Genomic DNA, 21,766 nt, shown 5'->3' with positions numbered 1-21,766 from the left:
TGCCTACGCACTCAACACGTTCGTGATTCGCGGCTCGTCCGGCTTCCCATCGAAGATGAGCTGCCCGGACTCGATGCGGACGAGACGGTCCGCCAGGTGGAAGTAGCGGTCGTCGTGGCTGATGACGACCACCGCCTTCCCGCGAGCCTTCAGGTCCTGGAGGATCTGCCGGTAGAACACTTCCTTGAACTGGGGGTCCTGGTCCGCCGCCCACTCGTCGAAGAGGTAGACGGGGCGGTCCTCCAGGTAGGCCATCAGCAGCGCCAGCCGCTTGCGCTGTCCCTGGGAGAGGGCGGTCGTGGACAGCTTGCCGTCGTCCGCAATCGTCACCTTCTTGTCCAGGTGCAGGTGCTCCAGGTAGTCCCGGGCCTGCTTCAGCATGTCGGGCGAGGCGCCGCCCACCAGCCGCTCGAACAGGAAGAAGTCATAGAAGACGGCCGAGAAGAGCTGGCGGTAGTCGTCCATGCCGTGGTGCGGGACGGCGGTGCCATCCACGCGAAGCTCTCCGGACTCGGGTGCGTAGAGCCCGCTGAGCACCTTGGCCAGCGTCGTCTTGCCACTGCCGTTGCCGCCCACGAGGAACATCACCTGTCCGCGCTCGAGCGACAGGTTGATGGGGCCCAGGGTGAACTGCTCACCGTCCCGCTCGTTGCGGTAGGTGTGGGTGACGCCCGCCATCTCGATGCGCTCGAAGGTGCGCGGCGCCTCCTGGGTGTCCGCCGGGAGCTCCATCCCCATGCCCTCCTCGGGCGCCAGGATGACGCCGAACTTCTCGATCTGCGCCAGCGCCACCTCGCCCCGGCGCACGGCGGGGTACGAGGCGGTGATGGAGTTGAGGGGCTGCTGGAAGTAGAGGACCACGAGCACCGCGCCGAACAGCTCCGTCTGCGTCAGCGAGGTGACGCGCGGCCCCACGATGAGCAGCAGGCCGATGGTGAGGACGTAGAGAGACATGCCCCAGCTCGCCGCGACGGAGAACAGGTCGTCGGTGCGCAGGTACAGCCGGCGGGACTCCTGGACGGCGGGGCCCAGGTCCAGCTCGAAGAAGTCGCGCCGCCGGCGCCGGTTGAGCCGCAGCTCCTTGGCGCCCGTGGACATGGTGAGGAAGTGCTTGAACAGGACGTTGCCCTGCTCTCGTCCCTGCTCCGCGTACTTGTTCGCGACTCCGGCCGGCACGGTGTACGTGAGCTGTCCCAGCACCATCAGGACCACGATGGCCAGGCACAGGGGCCACGACAGCCAGCCCAGGTAGATGAGGCCGCCCAGGACGATGGCGGAGCTGATGAAGATGTCCGGCAGCACCAGCACGCCCGCGCTCAGGGTGCCGATGTCCTGCATCAGCGACGTCAGCATCCGGTGGGCGCCGGCCGATTCCAGGGTCCGGAGTGAGGTGGCCAGCAGGTGCCGGCTGAGCCACATCCGCAGGTGCACCAGGATGCCGTGCTGGAGCCGGTTGAGCATGTACTGCGAGCCGATGCGCGTCAGCATCGCCGCGAACGCGATGCCCACGAAGGGCAGGGCAATCTCCGACAGGGAGCCTTCCGTGCCCCGGGTCAGCGCCTGGTTGATGAGGGCCAGCAGCGACGCACTGCTCGCGCCGGACAGCAGGCCGAAGACGACCGTGAGCACGGCCAGGGGCATCGACTTGCGCAACAGGATGAGCAGCAACTTCATGATTCACTCCCGGACTCGTCCAGCGCGTCGACCATGTCTTCCAGCTCGGAGGCATCCATGCCCTCCGACAGGGCTTCCAGGAGGAGCAGCGCCATGCCCTCCACGGTGGGGTTCTCGAACAGCCCGCGCAGCGGCAGCTCCACCTGGAAGATGGAGCGCACCCGCGTGATGAGCTGGGTGGCGAGCAGCGAGTGCCCGCCCAGCTCGAAGAAGCTGTCGTGGATGCTGACCTTCTCCATGCGCAGCACCTCCGACCAGAGGTCCGCCACCTGCTGCTCCAGCTCGTCGCGCGGCGCCACGTAGGGGCGCGGCCCCGTGGGCGCCTCGGCGGCCGGCAGGCCCGCGCGGTCCAGCTTGCCGCTGGAGGTGAGGGGCAGCGACTCCAGGCGCACCAGCGCGGAGGGCACCATGTAGTCCGGCAGCCGCTGCTGGAGGTGCGTGCGCAGGGCCGCCATGTCCAGCTCGGCCTCCGCGGCCACGTAGCCCACCAGGCGCCGGTCTCCGGGCACGTCTTCGCGCACGATGGCCGCCGCCTCGCGCACGCCCGAGAAGGCCGCCAGGCTCGCTTCGACCTCGCCCAGCTCGATGCGGAAGCCACGCAGCTTCACCTGGAAGTCGGTGCGGCCCAGGTACTCCAGCTCACCGGACTCCAGCCAGCGCACCCGGTCTCCCGTGCGGTAGAGCCGCGCGCCGGGCACGTCGCCCAGCGGGTCCGGGATGAAGCGCTCGGCGGTGAGCTCCGGCCGGCCGAGGTAGCCGCGGGCCAGGCCCACGCCGCCCACGTACAGCTCGCCGGGCACGCCCACGGGCACCGGGCGCAGCGTGGCGTCCAGCACGTACAGGCGCGTGTTGGCCCAGGGCTGGCCGATATAGGGCCGCTGTCCCGGCCTGAGCGGCGCGGAGATGGACGCGCAGACGGTGACCTCGGTGGGGCCGTAGGCGTTGAGCAGCCGGGTGTGGCCGCCCCAGCGCTGCACCAGCTCGGGTGAGAGCGCCTCACCGGCGGAGACGAGCGTGTCCAGCCGCAGCCCCTCGGGCTCGAGCAGCGCGAGCACGGAGGGCGTCAGGGTGGCGGCGGTGATGCCCTCGTCCACCAGCAGCGAGTGCAGGGGCGCGCCGGGCAGCATCCGCTCGCGAGGCGTCAGCACCAGCGTCGCTCCGGCGACGAGCGCGCCGAACACCTCCCACACCGAGGCGTCGAAGCCCACGGAGAAGAACTGCACCACGCGGCTCGTCGGCCCCAGGCGCATCGTCTCTCCGATGCGCCGCGCCGTGTTGGACAGGCCCCGGTGCGCCAGCAGCGTGCCCTTGGGCCGGCCCGTGCTGCCCGACGTGTAGATGACGTACGCCAGGTTGTCCGGCTGGACGTGGACGGGGAGCGCCGTCTCGGGCTGCGCGGAGATGGCGGCCGCCTCGGTGTCCAGCAGCACCAGCCGCTCGCCGCCCGGAGGCAGCTCGTCGGCGATGGTCTCGGTGGTGACGAGCACGGGCGCGCCGCAGTCGCGCAGCATGTAGCCCAGGCGCTCGAAGGGCAGGCTCGGGTCGAGCGGGACGTACGCGCCGCCGGCCTTGAGGACGGCGAGGATGGAGACGATGAGCTCCGGAGCGCGCTCCAGGCAGAGTGCCACGGGCACCTCGGCCGTGACGCCGAGCGAGCGCAGGTGCCACGCGAGCTGGTTGGCGCGCGCGTCGAGCTGCGCGTAGGTGAGCGTCTGCTGCTCGAAGCGCACGGCGGTGGAGCCGGGCGCCCTCGCGGCCACGTCGGCGATGAGCTGGTGGACGCACGCCTCGCCGGAGGGCCAGACGTGCGGGGTCGGGTTGAAGTCCACCAGGAGCTGATGGCGCTCGGGGTCGGCCAGCAGGGGGAGGGCGGACACGCGCGTGTCGGGCCGGGCCGCCGCGGCCTCCAGCAGGGTGCCCAGGTTGCGCACCAGCCGCGTCACGGTGGCGGCGGTGAACAGGTCGGTGCGGTACTCGCAGCTGCACGCCAGGCCCACGGGCGTTTCGGTGAAGGAGATCGTCAGGTCCAGTCGTGACGTGGTCGACTCCACGTCCTCGCCGCGCAGGGTGAGGCCGGGCACGCGCAGCTCGGAGGTGGGCTGGTTCTGCAGCACCAGCTTCACCTGGAAGAGGGGCGCGTGGCCCATGGAGCGCTCGGGGTTGACGGCCTGGACGAGCTGCTCGAAGGGCAGGTCCTGGTGGGCGTAGGCGCCGAGCGTGGACTCACGCACGCGGCCCAGCAGCTCGGTGAAGGTGGGGTCGTCGTCCAGCCGGGCGCGCAGCGCGAGCTGGTTGATGAAGAAGCCGACGAGCTCCTCCGTGCCGGCGTGGTGGCGGTTGGCGATGTCCGTGCCGACGACGATGTCCTGCTGGCCGGAGTGGCGCGAGAGGACGACGTCGAGGCCCGCCAGCAGCGTCATGAACAGCGTGGCGCCGTGCTGGCGGCTGAGGGCGTGCAGCGCCGGGGTGAGCGGGGCCGGGAGGACGTGCTGGAGGCTGGCGCCCTGGAAGCTCTGGGCCGACGGACGGGGGAAGTCGGTGGGCAGCTCCAGGAGGGACGGTGCGCCGGACAGGTGCTGCTTCCACCAGTCGAGCTGCCGCTGGAGCGCGGCGCCCTGCAGCCAGGAGCGCTGCCACGCCGCGAAGTCGGCGTACTGCACGGGCAGCGGCGCCAGCGCCGGAGGCCTGCCCGTGAGGCGCGCCTGGTAGAGCTCGGTCATCTCGCGCACCAGCAGGCCCATGGACCAGCCGTCGGAGATGATGTGGTGCAGGCTGAGCAACAGCGTGTGCTGCTCGGGGGCAATGCGCAGCACGGTGGCGCGCACCAGCGGGCCCTTCGTCAGGTCGAAGGGACGCTGCGCTTCTTCCATCGCGAGGCGCTTCGCCTCGGCCTCGGCGTCCGGCCGGCTCCGCAGGTCCACGATGGGGAGCGGAACGGCGGTGGGCGGATGGATGAGCTGGACGGCCTGTCCCTCGTGGTCGGCGAAGGTGGTGCGCAGCGGCTCGTGGCGGTGCACCAGCTCCGTGAGGATGCCCTGGAGCGCGTCCACGTCCAGGGTGCCCTCCAGCCGGAGCGCGATGGGGATGTTGTAGAACGGGCTGTTGGGCTCCAGCCGGTCGAGGAACCACAGGCGCTGCTGCGCGAAGGAGAGCGGCAGCGGGCCCGTGCGCGGGACGGCGACGATGGCCGGCGCCGTGAGTCCCTGACCCGTCTGGAGCGCCGCCTGGACCCGCCCCGCGAGCCCCTGGAGTGACGAGGCCTCGAAGAACTCGCGCAGGGGCAGCTCCACCCCGAAGGCGGAGCGCACGCGCAAGATGAGCTGCGTGGCGAGCAGCGAGTGCCCGCCCAGCTCGAAGAAGTTGTCGTGGAGGCCCACCTTGTCCACACGTAGCACCTCCATCCACAGCTCCGCGAGCTTCTGTTCCACCGGGCTGCCCGGCGCCACGTAGGCGCGCAGTCCGGTGGGCGCTTCCGGAGTCGGAAGTGCGGCGCGGTCCAGCTTGCCGTGGGCGGTGAGGGGCAGCGAGTCCAGGCGCACCAGCGCGGAGGGCACCATGTACTCGGGCAGCCGCTGCTGGAGGTGGGCGCGCACGGCCGCCAGGTCCAGCTCGGCCTCCGCGGCCAGGTAGCCCACCAGGCGCTTGTCACCTGGGACGTCCTCGCGCACCACCACCGCTGCCTCGCGCACGCCGGAGAAGGCGGTGAGGGTTGCTTCCACCTCTCCCGTCTCGATGCGGAAGCCGCGCAGCTTCACCTGCGAGTCGAGCCGGCCCAGGTACTCCAGCTCACCGGACTCCAGCCAGCGCACCCGGTCTCCGGTGCGGTACATGCGCGCGCCCGGAATGGCCGAGAAGGGGTTGGGCAGGAAGCGCTCGGCGGTGAGGTCCGCGCGGCGCACGTAGCCACGTGCCAGGCCCACGCCGGAGATGAACAGCTCACCGGGCACGCCGTGCGGCACCGGCTCCAGGCGCGAGTCGAGCACGTACAGCAGGGTGTTGGCCCAGGGCTGGCCCAGGGTGGGGCGCTCGGCGGAGACAGGGCCGCGGGTGATGGTCGCGCAGATGGTGGCCTCGGTGGGGCCGTAGGCGTTGAGCAGGGTGCGGCCAGGGCCCCAGCGGCGTGCCAGCTCCGGGGTGAGGGCCTCACCGGCGGAGATGAGCGTCTCGAGTGAGGCCAGCCCCTCGGGCTGGAGCTGGGCGAGGACGGAGGGCGTGAGGGTGACGGCGGTGATTCCCTGCTCCACCAGCAGCGAGCGCAGGGGCTCGTCGGGCAGCAGCCGCTCGCGGGGCGCGAGCACGAGGGTGGCGCCGGCGAGCAGGGTGGCGAAGACCTCCATGATGGAGGCATCGAAGCTGGAGGCGGCGTACTGGAGGACGCGGCTGCCCGGGCGGTAGCGGTGGGCGGAGATGGCGGCCGAGGCGGTGGCGCACAGGCCCCGGTGTGCCAGCAGCGTGCCCTTGGGCCGGCCCGTGCTGCCCGACGTGTAGATGATGTAGGCCAGGTTGTCGGGCTGGACGCGGGAGGGGAGCGCCGTCTCGGGCTGCGCGGAGATGACCGCCGCCTCGGCATCCACCAGCACCAGCCGCTCGCCACCCGAGGGCAGCTCGTCGGCGATGGCCTCGGTGGTGAGGAGCACGGGCGCGCCGCAGTCGCGCAGCATATAGCCCAGACGCTCGACGGGCAGGCTCGGGTCTAGCGGGACGTAAGCGCCGCCGGACTTGAGGACGGCGAGGATGGCGACGGTGAGCTCCGGGGACCGCTGGAAGCAGACGGCCACGGGCACCTCGGCCGTGACGCCGAGCGAGCGCAGGTGCCACGCGAGCTGGTTGGAGCGCGCGTCGAGCTGCGCGTAGGTGAGCGTCTGCTGCTCGAAGCACACGGCGGTGGCCTCGGGCGCACGCGCGGCCACGTCGGCGATGAGCTGGTGGACGCACGCCTCGCCGGAGGGCGAGACGTCGGAGGACGGGTTGAAGTCCACCAGGAGCTGACGGCGCTCCGGGGCGCCCATCAGGGGGAGCGCGGAGATGCGCATGTCGGGCTGGGCCGCCGCGGCCTCCAGCAGGGTGCCCAGGTTGCGCATCAGCCGTGCCACGGTGTCGGCGGTGAAGAGGTCGGTGCGGTACTCGCAGCCGAACAACAGGCCCTGGGCCGTCTCGATGACGGAGACCGTCAGGTCCAGGCGCGAGGTGCCGGACTCGGAGCTCTCGGCTTGCAGCGTGAGGCCCGGCAGCACCAGCTCGGTGTCAGGCTGGTTCTGCAGCACCAGCTTCACCTGGAAGAGGGGCGCGTGGCCCATGGAGCGCTCGGGGTTGAGCTCCTTGACCAGCTCCTCGAAGGGCAGGTCCTGGTGGGCGTAGGCGCCCAGCGTGACGTCCCGCACCCGGCCGAGCAGCTCGCGGAAGGTGGGGTCGCCACCCAGCCGCGCGCGCAGGGCCAGCTGGTTGATGAAGAAGCCGATGAGGCCTTCAGTCTCTCCGCGGTTGCGGTTGGCGATGTCCGTGCCGACGACGAAGTCTTCCTGGCCCGAGTAGCGGGAGAGGACGACTTCGAGGCCCGCCAGCAGGGCCATGAAGAGGGTGATGCCCTCACGGCGTGACAGGGCCTGGAGCGAGTCGACCAGCTCGCGCGGCAGCACGTGCGTGTGGATGGCGCCGCGGAAGCCCTGGATGGCGGGCCGCGGGAAGTCGGTGGGCAGCTCCAGCAGCTGGGGCGCGCCGGTGAGGTGCTCGCGCCACCAGGAGAGCTGGGCTTCGAGGGCCTCACCCTGGAGCCAGCCGCGCTGCCAGGCCGCGTAGTCCGCGTACTGGATGGCCAGCTCGGGCAGGGGCGAGGGCTGACCGGCGGAGAAGGCCGCATAGAGCGTGGCGGACTCACGCACCATCACGTCCATGGACCAGCCGTCCGTGACGATGTGGTGCAGCGTCAGCAGCAGCAGGTGCTCGCGTGCGTCCAGCCGGACCAGCGACGCGCGCATCAGCGGACCGGCAACGAGGTCGAAGGGCCGCAGGGCGTCCTCGGTGACCAGGCTTCGGGCCCGGGCTTCACGCTCCTCGGTGGGCAGGTCGCTCAGGTCCACCACCGGCAGCGCCAGGCCGGCGGCGGCGTGGATGACCTGCACGGGCTCGCCGTCGCGGGTGGAGAACGTGGTGCGCAGCGCCTCGTGGCGGTGGACCAGCGTGTTGAAAGCGTGCTCCAGGGCTCGCGCGTCCAGCGCGCCCTTGAGGCGCAGCGCGATGGGCATGTTGTAGAGCGGGCTGCCGGGCTGGAGCTGCTCGATGAACCACAGCCGCCGCTGGGCGAAGGAGACGGGCATGGCTCCCGTGCGCGGCACGGGGACCAGGGGCGGCGGAGCGGAGGCCGTCTCGTTCCGGAGGAGGTCCAGGCGCGCGGCGAGGCCGGCGACGGTGGGCTCCTCGAAGAGGATGCGCAGGGGCAGCTCCACGCCGAAGCTGGCGCGGATGCGGGAGGCGAGCTGGGTGGCCAGCAGCGAGTGGCCGCCCAGGGCGAAGAAGCTGTCCTCCGCGCCCACGCGCTCCACGCGCAGCAGCTGCGCCATCAACCCGGCCAGCGTCGCCTCGGTGGGCGTGCGCGGGGCGATGAAGGTGGCCGCCGTGTTGGCGTCGCTGTCCGGCGCCGGCAGGGCCTTGCGGTCCAGCTTGCCGTTGGGAGTGAGGGGCAGGGCGGCCAGCGTCACGAAGGCCTGCGGCACCATGTACTCGGGCAGGCCGCGCGCCAGGCCCTGACGAAGTGAGGCTGTGTCCACTGCGCCGACCACGTAGCCGACCAGCCGCTCGTCGCGCACCAGCACGGTGGCGTCGAGGATGCCGGGCTGCGCCTTGAGGGCGGCCTCGATTTCGCCCAGCTCGATGCGCAGGCCGCGCAGCTTCACCTGGAAGTCGATGCGGCCCAGGAAGTCGAGCGTGCCGTCCGCCAGCCAGCGCACCTTGTCGCCGGTGCGGTACAGCCGTGCGCCGGGCTCGGTGGCGAAGGGGTGGGGGACGAAGCGCTCGGCGGTGAGGTGCGGGCGGTGCAGGTAGCCGCGGGCCAGGCCCACGCCGCCCATGTACAGCTCCCCGGGCACACCCGTGGGCACCGGGCGCATGCGCGCGTCCAGCACGTACGCCTGGGCGTTGGCCATGGGCCGGCCGATCGGCGCCACCGGCGAGGAGAACGCGCCCTCCACGAGCCACGACGTGGCGTCGATGGTCGTCTCGGTGGGGCCGTAGTTGTTGTTGAGGCGCACGTGCGGCAGCACCTCGCGCACGCGCGGCGGCAGGTCCGCAGGCAGGGCTTCGCCGCCGGAGATGAGCCAGCGCAGGCGCGTGGCGGTGCGCAGGGCCGGGTCGTCCAGCAGCACGCGCAGCATGGACGGCACCACCTGGAGCACGGTGATGTCGTGGCGCACCAGGGCCTCGCGCAGGACGACCGGGTCGCGCTGTGCCTCCGGCGGCGCCAGCACGAGGGTGGCTCCGGACAGGACGGTGGAGAACACCTCGGCGACGGACACGTCGAAGCTCAGCGAGGTGAGCTGGAGCGCCCTCTCTCCCGGGCCCAGGTCGCACAGCGTGCGCATCCAGGTGGAGTGGTTGGCCAGAGCGCGGTGCGACAGGACCGTGCCCTTGGGCTGGCCCGTGCTGCCGGAGGTGTAGATGACGTAGGCGGCGCTATCCGCCGGCACCGGCGCGCTGAAGGCGGTGTCACGGAAGCCGGCCTCCCAGCCGGCGTCGAGGCACACCACGGCCGGGCCCTCGGGCAGCACGCCAAGCAGGTGCTGCTGGGTGAGCAGCACCGGGGCAGCGGTGTCCTGGAGCATGAACGCCAGGCGCTCACGCGGGTAGGCCGGGTCCAGCGGCACGTAGGCGCCGCCGGCCTTGAGCACGCCGAGGAGGGCCATGGGCACCTCCAGCGAGCGCTCCATGCACAGGGCGACGAGGGTGCCGGGTCGCACGCCCAGCGCACGCAGGTGAGCGGCCAGCACGCCGGAGCGTGCGTCGAGCTGCGCGTACGTGAGCGAGCCTGTGCCGGAGACCACGGCGAGCGCGTCCGGCGTGAGGGCGGCCTGGGCGGAGAAGAGGTGGTGGACGCTGGCGCCATCCGGGAAGGCGGCGGCGGTGTCGTTCCACTCCACCAGCAGGCGGCGCTGCTCGGCCTCGTCCATCAGCGGCAGGGTGGAGACGGCCTGCTCGGGGGCCGCCACGGCGGCGCGCAGCAGGGTGAGCAGGTGCACCACCATGCGCTGCATGGTGGCCGCGTCGAACAGGTCGGTGTTGTAGACGAGGCTGCCCTGGAAGCCCGCGGGCGTCTCCAGCACACCGAGGTCCAGGTCGAACTTGAGAGGCACCTCGCTGGTCCCGACTTCCTCCAGCCGCAAGCCTGGCAGCTCCAGCGCACCCATGGGGGTGTTCAGGACGGAGAACATGACCTGGAACAGCGGCGAATAGCTGAGGCTGCGCTCCGGACGGAGCTCCTCCACCAGCTTCTCGAAGGGCACGTCCTGGTGGTCGAAGGCCCCCAGGGTGGTGTGCTTCACCTGCTCCAGCAGCGAAGTGAAGCACGCGTCCGGGTCGATGCGCGTGCGCAGGGCGATGGTGTTGACGAAGAAGCCGATGAGGCCCTCGGTCTCCGCGCGGTTGCGGCCGGCGATGGGCGAGCCGACGACGACGTCATCCTGGCCGGAGTAGCGCGACAGCAGCACCTGGAAGGCAGCAAGCAGCGTCATGAACGGCGTGGCGCCGTGGCGCTGCGACAGGGCCTTGACGGCCTCGGAGAGGTCCGCCGGAACGATGACGGGCAGGTGCGCGGCGTTGCGCGTCTGGACGGATGGGCGGGGCCTGTCGGTGGGCAGCTCCAGCAGGGCGGGTGCGCCGCCCAGCTGCTTCTTGAAGTACTCCATTCGCGCCTGGAGCGCGTCGTCGCGCAGCCAGCCGCGCTGCCACGCCGCGAAGTCCGCGTACTGCACGGGCAGGGGCGGCAGCTCCGCGCGGGTGCCGGACAGGTGCGCCGTGTAGAGCGCGCCCAGCTCCCGCACCAGTACACCCGTGGACCAACCGTCGGAGACGATGTGGTGCATCGTCGACAGCAGCACGTGCTCCCGCTCACCCAGCCGCAGCAGGGTGACGCGGAAGAGGGGGCCTGCGGCGAGGTCGAAGGGCCGCAGCGCCTCTTCGCGGGCCCGGCGCAGCACCTCGTCCTGGCGCTCGGACTCGGGCAGCGTGCTCAGGTCCACCACGGGCAGCGACAGGGGCGCAGCCGGGTGGATGACCTGCACCGGCTCACCGTCGCGCGAGGCGAAGGTGGTGCGCAGCGCCTCGTGGCGCTCCGCCACGTCCGAGATGGAGCGCTCCAGTGCGCCCACGTCCAGGGTGCCCTTCATCCGCAGCGCGGCGGGCATGTTGTAGAGCGGGCTGCCCGGCTCGAGCTGGTCGATGAACCACAGACGCTGCTGCGCGAAGGACAGCGGCAGCGCGCCCTTGCGCGGCGCGGGCGTGAGCGCGGGGATGCCCAGGCCCTGACGCTCCAGGCGCGTCGAGTCCACGTGCCGGGCGAGCCCGACGACGGTGGGCGATTCGAACAGCTCGCGCAGCGCCAGCTCCAGGTCGAAGGCCGCGCGGATGCGGGAGACGACCTGGGTGGCCAGCAGCGAGTGGCCGCCCAGCTCGAAGAAGTCGTCATTCAGCCCCACGCGCTTGACGCCCAGCACGTCGGAGAAGATGCCGGCCAGCACACCCTCGGTGGCGGTGCGGGGCGCGGCGAAGTCGTCGCCCTCCGCGCCTCCCAGCTCGGGGGCGGGCAGGGCGCGCCTGTCCACCTTGCCGTTGGGCGTGAGGGGCAGGGACTCCAGGCACACGAGTGCCGAGGGCACCATGTACTCGGGCAGCTTCTGGCGCAGGAAGTCCTTGAGGTCCGCCGCGTCCGTGTCGGGCGCGACGGCGTAGGCCACCAGGCGCTTGTCGCCGGGCGAGTCCTCGCGCACGACGACGACAGCCTCCTGCACGCGCGAGTGCAGGCGCAGGACACTCTCCACCTCGCCGGGCTCGATGCGGAAGCCACGCACCTTGACCTGGAAGTCGACGCGGCCGAGGAACTCCAGCGTCCCGTCCTCCAGCCAGCGCACCTTGTCGCCCGTGCGGTAGAGCCGCGCACCGGGCTCGGTGGCGAAGGGGTGGGGGACGAAGCGCTCGGCGGTGAGGTCCGGCCGGCCCAGGTAGCCCCAGGCCAGGCCGTCGCCGCCGGTGTACAGCTCACCGGGCACGCCCGGCGCCACCGGCCGCAGCGCCGCGTCCAGCACGTAGACGCGGGTGTTGGAGATGGGGCGGCCCAGCGGGACGGAGGCGCCGAAGGTGGCGCCGGTCTCCATCCGGTGGCACGCGGTGAACGTCGTGTTCTCCGTGGGGCCGTAGCCGTTGACCAGCACGGCGCCCTGCGGGAGCCGGGCCAGGTGCTCGCGCACGCGCTGCGCGGGCAGGGCGTCACCGCCAGCCAGCACCTGGCGCACGGAGGCCAGGGCCTCGGGCTGGTGCACCGCCATCTGCTCGAACAGGGCGGCCGTGAGCCACAGCGTGGTGACGCGGTGGCGCACCAGCGCCGCGCCCAGCTCTTCGAGCGAGGGCGCGTGGGGCGGGAAGAGGACCAGCCGCGCGCCGTGCAGCAGCGCGCCCCAGATTTCCAGGGTGGAGGCGTCGAACGAGCTGGGGGCGAGCTGGAGGAAGGTTTCCTCGGGCCCGAAGTGGATGAAGGTGCCGCTCATCACCAGGCGGGTGATGCCGCGGTGGGGGATGGCGACGCCCTTGGGCTGACCGGTGGAGCCCGAGGTGAACATCACGTACGCGAGGCTGTCTGCGCTGGCGAACGCGTCGGACGCGGACACGGGCTGGCGGGCCACCTGCTCCCACTCGGAGTCCAGGCACACGAGGAGCGGGACGTGGGCGGGCAGCTCGTCGGCGAGCCGCTCCTGCGTGACGAGGACGGACACGGCCGTCTGCGCGAGCATCGTCTGCAGGCGCTCCGCCGGGTAGGTCGGGTCCAACGGGACGAAGGCGGCACCGGCCTTGAGGATGCCGAGCAGGCCCACGGGCAGCAGCAGGCCGCGCTCCAGGCACAGCGCCACGCGCGTGCCCGGGGTGACGCCCAGCGTGCGCAGGTGGTGCGCGAGCTGGTTGGAGCGCTCGTCGAGCTGCCGGTAGGTGAGGGTGCCCTCCTCGGACTCGAGCGCGATGGCGTCGGGCGTGCGGGCCGCCTGGGCCTGGAAGAGGGAGTGCACGGCCGTGTCGCGGGGGAAGTCACGCCCGGTGGCGTTCCAGTCCACCAGCACCTGTCGCTCTTCCGCTTCGGCCATCAGGGCCAGGCTGGAGATGGAGGCCTCGGGCCGCGCCACCGCGGCCTCCAGCACCGTGCCCAGGTGGCGCAGGAGTCGGTCCATGGTGGCCGCGGTGAAGAGGTCCGTGCGGTACTCGCAGGCGCACGCCAGGCCCTGCTCCGTCTGGAGGACGGCCAGCGTGATGTCCAGGCGCGAGGTGCCGGAGTCGACGCTCTGGGCCCGCAGCGTGAGGCCGGGCACGACAATCTCGCTGGTCGGCTGGTTCTGCAGCACCAGCTTCACCTGGAACAGCGGCGAGTGTCCGAGGCTGCGCTCGGGGTTGAGCTCCTTGACCAGCTCCTCGAAGGGCAGGTCCTGGTGGGCGTAGGCGCCCAGCGTGACGTCCCGCACCTGGCCGAGCAGCTCGCGGAAGGTCTGCCCCTCCTCCAGCTTCACGCGCAACGCGAGCTGGTTGACGAAGAAGCCGATGAGGCCTTCGGTCTCCGCGCGGTTGCGGTTGGCGATGTCCGTGCCGACGACGAAGTCCTGCTGGCCGCTGTAGCGGGAGAGGACGATGTCGAAGCCGGCCAGCAGGGCCATGAAGAGCGTGGTCCCCTCACGGCGGCAGAGGGCCTGGAGCGAGTCGGCCAGCTCGCGCGGCAGCAGGCGCGAGTGGGTGGCGCCGCGGAAGCCCTGGAGGGCAGGCCGCGGGAAGTCGGTGGGCAGCTCCAGGCGCGGAGGGGCGCCGGTGAGGTGCTCGCGCCACCAGGAGAGCTGGGCCTCGAGCGCGTCACCCTGGAGCCAGCCGCGCTGCCAGGCCGCGTAGTCCGCGTACTGGATGGCCAGCTCGGGCAGGGGCGAGGACCGACCGGCGGAGAAGGCCGCGTAGAGCGTGGCGGCCTCACGCACCAGCACGCCCATGGACCAACCGTCGGTGACGATGTGGTGCATCGACAGCAGCAGCACGTGCTCGGTGGGGCCGAGGCGCAGCAGCGTGGCGCGCAGCATCGGGCCGTGGGTGAGGTCGAACGGGCGGCGTGCCTCCTCGCGGGCCAGCCGCAGGGCCTCTTCCTCGCGCGCGCCTTCGGCCAGGGTGGACAGGTCGACCACCGGCAGGGGCACCGGCGCGGGCGGATGGATGACCTGCACCGGGCCTTCACGGAAGGTGGTGCGGAGCACCTCGTGGCGGCGTGCCAGCTCGGTGAAGGCTCGCTCCAGCGCGGACACGTCGAGCGTGCCCTCCAGGCGAAGGCCGAGGGGCACGTTGTAGAAGGGGCTGTCCGGCTCCAGGCGGTCGAGGAACCACAGGCGCTGCTGGGCGAAGGAGAGGGGAGTGGCTCCGTCGCGCGAGGTGGGACGCAGCGCGGGCGCCTGGGGGGCCTGCTGGGACGTCCGCATGGCGGCGTCCACGCGCTCGGCGAGGCTGGCCACGGTGGGTGCCTCGAACAGCTCGCGCAGCGGCAGCTCGATGCCGAAGGTGGCCTGCACCTGCGAGAGGGCCTGGGTGGCCAGTAGCGAGTGGCCGCCCAGCTCGAAGAAGTCGTCGTGCACGCCGACGCGCGCGACGTGCAGCAGCTTCGCCCAGAGGGCGGCGAGCTGCTCCTCGGTGCGGCTGCGGGGCGCGACGTAGTCGCGGGCCTGGGCCTCGCGCTCGTCATCGGGCGAGGGCAGGGCCTTGCGGTCCACCTTGCCGTTGGGGGTGAGGGGCAGGGCCTGGAGCACGGAGATGACGGCGGGCACCATGTGCTCGGGCAGCCGCTGCTTGAGGGCGGTGCGCAGGGCGGCGACGTCGAGGGAGTCGCCCTCCTCGGCCACCACGTACGCCACCAGGCGCTTGTCCCCCGGGGCATCCTCGCGCACCACGGCGGCGGCCTCGCGCACGGAGGGGTGCTGCAGGAGGGCGGACTCCACCTCACCTGGCTCGATGCGGAAGCCGCGCAGCTTCACCTGCTCGTCCAGGCGACCCAGGTACTCGAGGGTGCCGTCGTCCAGCCAGCGGGCCTTGTCGCCGGTGCGGTAGATGCGGGAGCCCGCGTCGGTGGCGAAGGGGTTGGGGATGAAACGCTCGGCGGTGAGTGCGGGCTGGCCGAGGTAGCCGCGGGCCAGGCCCACGCTGTCCACGCACAGCTCTCCCGGGACGCCGACGGGCACCGGACGCAGGGTGGAGTCCAGCACGTGGACACGCACGTTGGCCCAGGGGCGGCCGATGGTGATGCGCTGGCCGGGCCGCATGGGGGCGGAGAGGGTGGCGCAGACGGTGACCTCGGTGGGGCCGTAGGCGTTGAGCATCCGCACGCGAGAGCCCCAGCGCTCCACCAGCTCCGGAGCGCAGGCCTCGCCGGCGGAGATGAGCGTCTCCAGGGAGGGGAAGTCCTCCGGAGACAGCTGTGCCAGCACGGAAGGCGTGAGGGTGACGGCGGTGACGGACTCCTCGCGCAGCAGGGTGCGCAGCGGGGTGCCTGGCATCAGCCGCTCGCGGGGCGCGAGCACGAGGGTGGCGCCGGCCAGCAGGGTGCCGAAGACTTCGGCGACGGAGGCGTCGAAGCCGAAGGCGGCGTACTGGAGGACGCGACTGGAGGGGTGGAAGCCGTGCTCGCGGGCGGCGGTGAGCGCCGTGTTGCACAGTCCGCGGTGCTGAAGGAGCGTGCCCTTGGGGCGGCCGGTGGAGCCGGAGGTGTAGATGATGTATGCGAGGTTGTCGGCGCCCACGCCCGAGGAAGGTGCGGAGTCGGGCCCGGCCTCGAAGAGGGGGGCGTCGGTGTCGAGCAGGACGAGCTGCTCGCTGCCGGAGGGCAGTTCGTCGGCGATGGCCTCGGTGGTGACGAGGACGGGGGCGGCGCAGTCACGCAGCATGTACGTGAGGCGGTCCACCGGATAGCCGGGGTCCATGGGGACGTAGGCGCCACCGGCCTTGAGGATGGCGAGGATGGCGACGACCATGTCGAGCGAGCGCTCGACGCAGAGTGCGACGGGGACCTCGGGCCGGATGCCCAGCGAGCGCAGGTGGTGGGCCAGCTGGTTGGCGCGGGTGTCGAGGCGGGCGTAGGTGAGGGCCTGGCCCTCGAAGCGCACGGCGACGGCGTCGGGAGTGAGCGCGGCCTGGGCCTCGAAGAGCTGGTGCGCGGTCGTCTCGCGCGGGAAGCCACGCCCGGTGGCGTTCCACGCCTGGACCTGTGCGAGCTCGTCCGTGGTGAGCAGGCTCACCTGGCGCAGGGGCTGGTCCGCGTTGGCGGTGACATGCTCGAGCAGCGCGCGGTAGTGGCGCCCCATCCGCTCCGCGGTGCTCGCGTCGAAGAGGTCCGTGTTGTAGTTGAGCGCGGGCTCCAGGTGGCCGTTGACCTCCACCACGCCGAAGCCGAGGTCGAACTTCGAGGTGTCCTCTGTGGGGGGAAGCGGCTCCAGCTCCAGCCCGGGGAGCGTCAGCGGCTCGCTCGGCGTGTTGTGGAAGCTGAAGCTGACCTGGAAGAGCGGGCTGCGGCTCGGGTCTCTCCGGGGCTGCAGCTCTTCCACCAGCTTTTCGAACGGGACGTCCTGGTGCTCGTATCCGGCCAGCGTGCGCTGCTTGACCTGGGCCAGCAGCTCGCGGAAGGACTGGCGGTTGTCGATGGTGGCTCGCACCACCAGGGTGTTGACGAAGAAGCCGATGAGGCCTTCGGTCTCCGCGCGGTTGCGGTTGGCGATGGCGGCACCGACGGTGATGTCGTCCTGGCTCGAGTAGCGCGACAGCAGCAGCTGCAGGGCGGCCAGCATCACCATGAAGGGCGTGGCCCCCTCACGCTGCGCCAGCGCCTTCACCGCGTCACTCAGCTCGTGAGGGAAGGGAATCGGCAGCGTGGCGCCGTGATTGGACTGCATCGCGGGACGCGGCCGGTCGGTGGGCAGCTCCAGCGCGGCGGGCGCGCCGGCCAGCTGCTGGCGCCACCACTCCAGCTCCTGCTTCAGCACTTCGCCCTGGAGCCACTGCCGCTGCCACACCGAGTAGTCCGCGTACTGCACGGGCAGCGGCGCCAGTCGCGCCGGCTCACCGCCGCTGAACTGGCGGTAGTAGGCCCCCAGCTCGCGCACCATGATGGCGACGGACCAGCCGTCCGAGACGATGTGGTGCGCCGTGACGAGCAGGATGTGCTCGGCGGATGCGAGGCGCACCAGCGTGGTGCGCACCAGCGGGCCCTGAGCGAGGTCGAACGGGCGCTGCGCCTCCTCTCGCGCCAGCCGCCGTGCTTCCTCGTCACGTTGGGCGGCAGGCAGGGCGGACAGGTCCACCACTGGCAGCTCCACCCGAGGCTCGGAGTGGATGTGCTGCGTGGGCTGGCTGCCATGCACCACGAAGGTGGTGCGCAGGGCCTCGTGTCGCTGTCCCAGTGCGTGGAGCGCGCGGTGCAGCGCGGTGACATCCAGTGTGCCGTTCAGCTTCAGCGCCCAGGGAATGTTGTAGGCGGTGCTTCCCGGCTGGAGCTGGTCGATGAACCAGAGGCGCTGCTGAGCGAAGGACAGCGGCAGGGCCTGCGTGCGCTCCACGGGCACCAGCGGCGGTTGCTGCGTGGTGCCGTCACGCTGCTGAAGGCGCTCGGCGAGCAGGGCCACGGTAGGGGCGGAGAAGAGCTCACCCAGGGGCAGCTCGACGTTCAGCGTGGCGCGGATGCGGGAGACCACCTGCGTGGCCAGCAGCGAGTGGCCGCCCAGCTCGAAGAAGTCTCCATGCAGGCCCACGCGCTCCAGGCCGAGCACGCCCGCGAAGATGCCGGCCAGCTGCGTCTCCAGCTCGGTGCGCGGCGCGACGAAGTCCTCGGAGACGGAAGCCGCGAAGTCTGGTGCGGGCAGGGCCTTGCGGTCCAGCTTGCCGTTGGAGGACAGGGGCAGCGCGGCCATTTCAACGAAGGCCGAGGGCACCATGTACTCGGGCAGTCGCTGCTGCATGAAGCCGCGCAGGGCTGACGTGTCCAGGCCGGGCGTGGTGGGGACGACGTAGGCGACGATGCGCTTGTCGCCCGGGACGTCCTCGCGCACGACAGCCACCGTCTCCTGGATGCCGGAGAACTGGCGCAGGACGGCTTCGACTTCGCCCAGCTCGATGCGGAAGCCACGCACCTTCACCTGGAAGTCGGTGCGGCCCAGGAACTCCAGCGTCCCGTCGGCAGTCCAGCGCACCTTGTCGCCGGTGCGGTAGAGCCGCGCGCCGGGAGTCGTCGAGAAGGGGTGGGGGACGAAGCGCTCGGCGGTGAGGTCGGGGCGGTTGAGGTAGCCCCAGGCGAGGCCCTCACCACCGACGAAGAGCTCTCCAGGCACGCCGGGCGGCAGCGGCTGGAAGGCGTCGTCCAGCACGTAGGTGGTGGAGTGGGGAAGCGGCCGGCCGATGGGGACGGAGCGCAGGACTTCGTCTCCGGCCTTCAGCGTATGCGTGGCGGAGAAGGTGGTGTTCTCGGTGGGGCCGTAGCCGTTGATGAGGACGGCGCCTTCCGGCATGCGGGCGAGGTGCTCACGCACGCGGTGCGCGGGCAGCACGTCACCACCGGCGAGCACCTGGCTCACACCAGCCAGGGCTTGTGGCTGCTGGGCGACCATCTGCTCGTAGAGGGCGGCGGTGAGCCACAGCGAGGTGACGCCGTGGCGCACCAGCTCGGAGCCCAGCTCCTCCAAGGAGAGGGAGCGGGCCGGGGCGAGGACGAGCCTGGCGCCGTTGAGCAGGGCACCCCAGATTTCGAGAGTCGAGGCGTCGAAGGCGACGGGGGCGGCCTGGAGCCAGACCTCCTGGCTGCCGAAGCGCATGAAGCCGTTGTTCTTCACCAGTCGCGCGACAGCGCGGTGGGGCACGCACACGCCCTTGGGCTGGCCGGTGCTGCCCGAGGTGTACATGACGTACGCCAAAGCTTCCCCGCCCAGGTGGATGGCAGGAGCGGACTCGGGCTGGCGTGCAATGCGAGCGCCCTCCTCGTCCATGACGACCATGACGTTGCCCGTGTCGGGCAGCTCGTCAGCGAGCGCGGACTGGGTGAGCAGCACGGCCGCAGCGGACTGCTGGAGGACGAAGGTGACGCGCTCGGTGGGCCAGCCCTTGTCGAGCGGGACATAGGCCGCTCCGGCCTTGAGGATGGCCAGCAGCCCCACCACCAGGTCCACGGAGCGCTCCAGGCGCACCGCGACGCGACTGCCCGCCTGGACACCCAGGCTGCGCAGGTAGTGCGCGAGCCGGTTGGCCCGCGCATCCAGCTGCGCGTACGTCAGTTGTTCATCGCCGAAGACGAGGGCGAGCGCATCCGGCGTCTGCCGCGCCTGCAGGGCGAAGAGGACCGCCAGGGAGGTGTCGCTCGGGTAGTCCCCGCGCGTCCCGCTCCACTCAGCGACGACCTGCTGGCGCTCCGTCGCCGTGAGAAGGGGCAGCAGGTCGAGCCTGCGCTCCGGCGCGGAGACGGCGGCCTCCAGCAGCACGGCGTAGTGGCGCATGAGGCGCCGCACCGTGCCGGCATCGAAGAGGTCGGTGTTGTAGTTGATGACGCCAGTAAAGCCGTCGCTGCCCTCGTCGAGCACGAGGCTGAAGTCGTACTTCGAGGTGTCGATCTCCGGCGCCAGGGCACTGAGGGTGAGCCCCGGCAGCGCCAGCTCGTTGGTGGGGGCGTTCTGCAGCGTGAGGGTGACCTGGAAGAGCGGGCTGCGGCTCAGGTCGCGCTGGGGCTGCAGCTCCTCGACGAGCTTCTCGAAGGGGATGTCCTGATGCTCGTACGCGGCCAGCGTGCGCTCCCGCACCTGGGCCAGCAGCTCGCGGAAGGACTGGCGGCTGTCGACCTTCGCGCGCAGGACGAGGGTGTTGATGAAGAAGCCGATGAGGCCTTCGGTCTCCGCCCGGTTGCGATTGGCGATGGGCGAGCCGACCGAGATGTCGTCCTGCCCTGAGTACTTGGAGATCAGCAGCTGGAGGGAGGCCAGCAGCACCATGAAGGGCGTGGCTCCTTCACGCCGCGCCAGCGCCTTCACGGCTTCGCTCAGCGCTCGGGGGAGGGGCACCGTCTCCACTGCACCGCGGTACGTCTGCAGCGCGGGGCGGGGCCGGTCGGTGGGCAGCTCCAGTGCGGTGGAGGCACCGGCCAGCTGCTCGCGCCACCAGCCCAGCTCCTGCTTCAGCACATCGCCCTGCAGCCACTGGCGCTGCCAGACCGAGTAGTCCGCGTACTGCACGGGCAGCGGCGCGAGCGTTGCGGGCTCGCCGCCGGTGAACTGGCGGTAGTAGGCGCCCAGCTCGCGCACCATGACGGCGATGGACCAGCCGTCGGAGACGATGTGATGCAGCGTGACCAGCAGCAGGTGTTGCTCGGGCGCCAGGCGCACCAGCGTGGTGCGCACCAGCGGCCCCCGCGCGAGATCGAACGGGCGCTGCGCCTCTTCCTGCGCCAACTTCCGAGCTTTCTCATCGCGCTGGGCGGGAGGCAGGGTGGACAGGTCCACCACCGGCAGCTCCAGCTGGAGGTCTGCGTGGACGTGCTGGGTGGGCTCGCCGTCGCGCACGACGAAGGTGGTGCGCAGCACTTCGTGCCGTTGCCCCAGCGCGTGCAGCGTCTGCAGCAGCGCGTTGGTATCCAGCGTGCCTTCCAGCTTCAACACCCAGGGAATGTTGTAGGCGGCGCTGCCGGGCTGGAGCTGGTCGATGAACCAGAGACGTTGCTGAGCGAAGGACAGCGGCAGCGCCTGCGAGCGCTCCACGGGGACGAGCGGAGGCTGCTGGGCGGTGGCGCCGCGCTGTTGGAGGCGCTCGGCGAGCAGGGCCACGGTGGGGGCGGAGAACAGCTCGCCCAGGGGCAGCTCGACGTTCAACGTGGCACGGATGCGGGAGACCACCTGCGTGGCCAGCAGCGAGTGGCCGCCCAGGTCGAAGAAGTCACCGTGCAGGCCGACGCGCTCCAGGCCGAGCACGCTGGCGAAGATGCCCGCCAGTGTGACTTCGAGCTCCGTACGCGGAGCGACGAAGTCCTCGGATGCGGAAGCAGCGAAGTCGGGCGCAGGCAGGGCCTTGCGGTCCAGCTTGCCGTTGGAGGACAGGGGTAGGGCGGCCAGCTCGACGAAGGCCGAAGGCACCATGTACTCGGGCAGGCGCTGCTGCACGAAGGTGCGCACGGCCGAGGTGTCCAGGCCGGGTGTGGCCGGGACGAGGTAGGCGATGATGCGCTTGTCGCCGGGCACGTCCTCGCGGACGACTGCGACGGTCTCCCGTATGCCGGAGACCTGGCGCAGGACGGCCTCGATTTCGCCCAGCTCGATGCGGAAGCCACGCACCTTCACCTGGAAGTCGGTGCGGCCCAGGAACTCGAGGGTGCCGTCGGCCGTCCAGCGCACCTTGTCACCGGTGCGGTAGAGGCGTGCGCCGGGGGTGGAGGCGAAGGGGTGGGGAATGAAGCGCTCTGCGGTGAGGTCGGGGCGGTTGAGGTAGCCCCAGGCCAAGCCTTCGCCACCGACGAAGAGCTCTCCGGGCACGCCGGGCGGCAGCGGCTGGAAGGCCTCGTCCAACACGTAGGTGGTGGAGTGCGGCAGCGGCCGGCCGATGGGCACCGAGCGGCCCACCGCGTCTCCGGCCTTCAGCGTATGCGTGGCGGAGAAGGTGGTGTTCTCGGTGGGGCCGTAGCCGTTGATGAGGACGCTGCCTTCGGGCAGGCGAGCGAGGTGCTCGCGCACGCGCTCCACCGGCAGCACGTCACCACCGGCGAGCACCTGGCTCACACCAGCCAGGGACTGAGGCTGGTGGGCGACCATCTGCTCGTAGAGGGCGGCGGTGAGCCAGAGGGACGTAACGCGGTGGCGCACCAGCTCGG

Annotated in this window: 1 protein-coding gene and 1 pseudogene; both read right to left on the bottom strand. The window is 71.6% G+C overall.

Annotation, left to right across the window (positions count from 1 at the left end; genetic code table 11):
• Positions 1–3 precede the first annotated feature (3 nt).
• Positions 4–1,674: a cyclic peptide export ABC transporter gene (locus LXT23_RS48810; protein WP_253987432.1), complete on the bottom strand. Its 1,671-nt coding sequence runs from the start codon at positions 1,672–1,674 to the stop codon at positions 4–6.
• A pseudogene (locus LXT23_RS48805) lies at positions 1,671–21,758 on the bottom strand (non-ribosomal peptide synthase/polyketide synthase); the annotation flags it as partial. The gene LXT23_RS48810 and the pseudogene LXT23_RS48805, both read right to left, overlap by 4 nt.
• Positions 21,759–21,766: the final 8 nt, after the last annotated feature.

Source organism: Pyxidicoccus xibeiensis (genome assembly GCF_024198175.1).
Classification (GTDB): Bacteria; Myxococcota; Myxococcia; order Myxococcales; family Myxococcaceae; genus Myxococcus; species Myxococcus xibeiensis.
The sequence above is the reverse complement of the archived record's forward strand: the minus strand, read 5'-3'. Positions and strand labels throughout refer to the sequence as shown.

Bases quoted from the DNA above. Each gene is read 5' to 3' on its own strand.
- LXT23_RS48810 (WP_253987432.1), bottom strand. From the start codon at position 1,674: ATGAAGTTGCTGCTCATCCTGTTGCGCAAGTCGATGCCCCTGGCCGTG.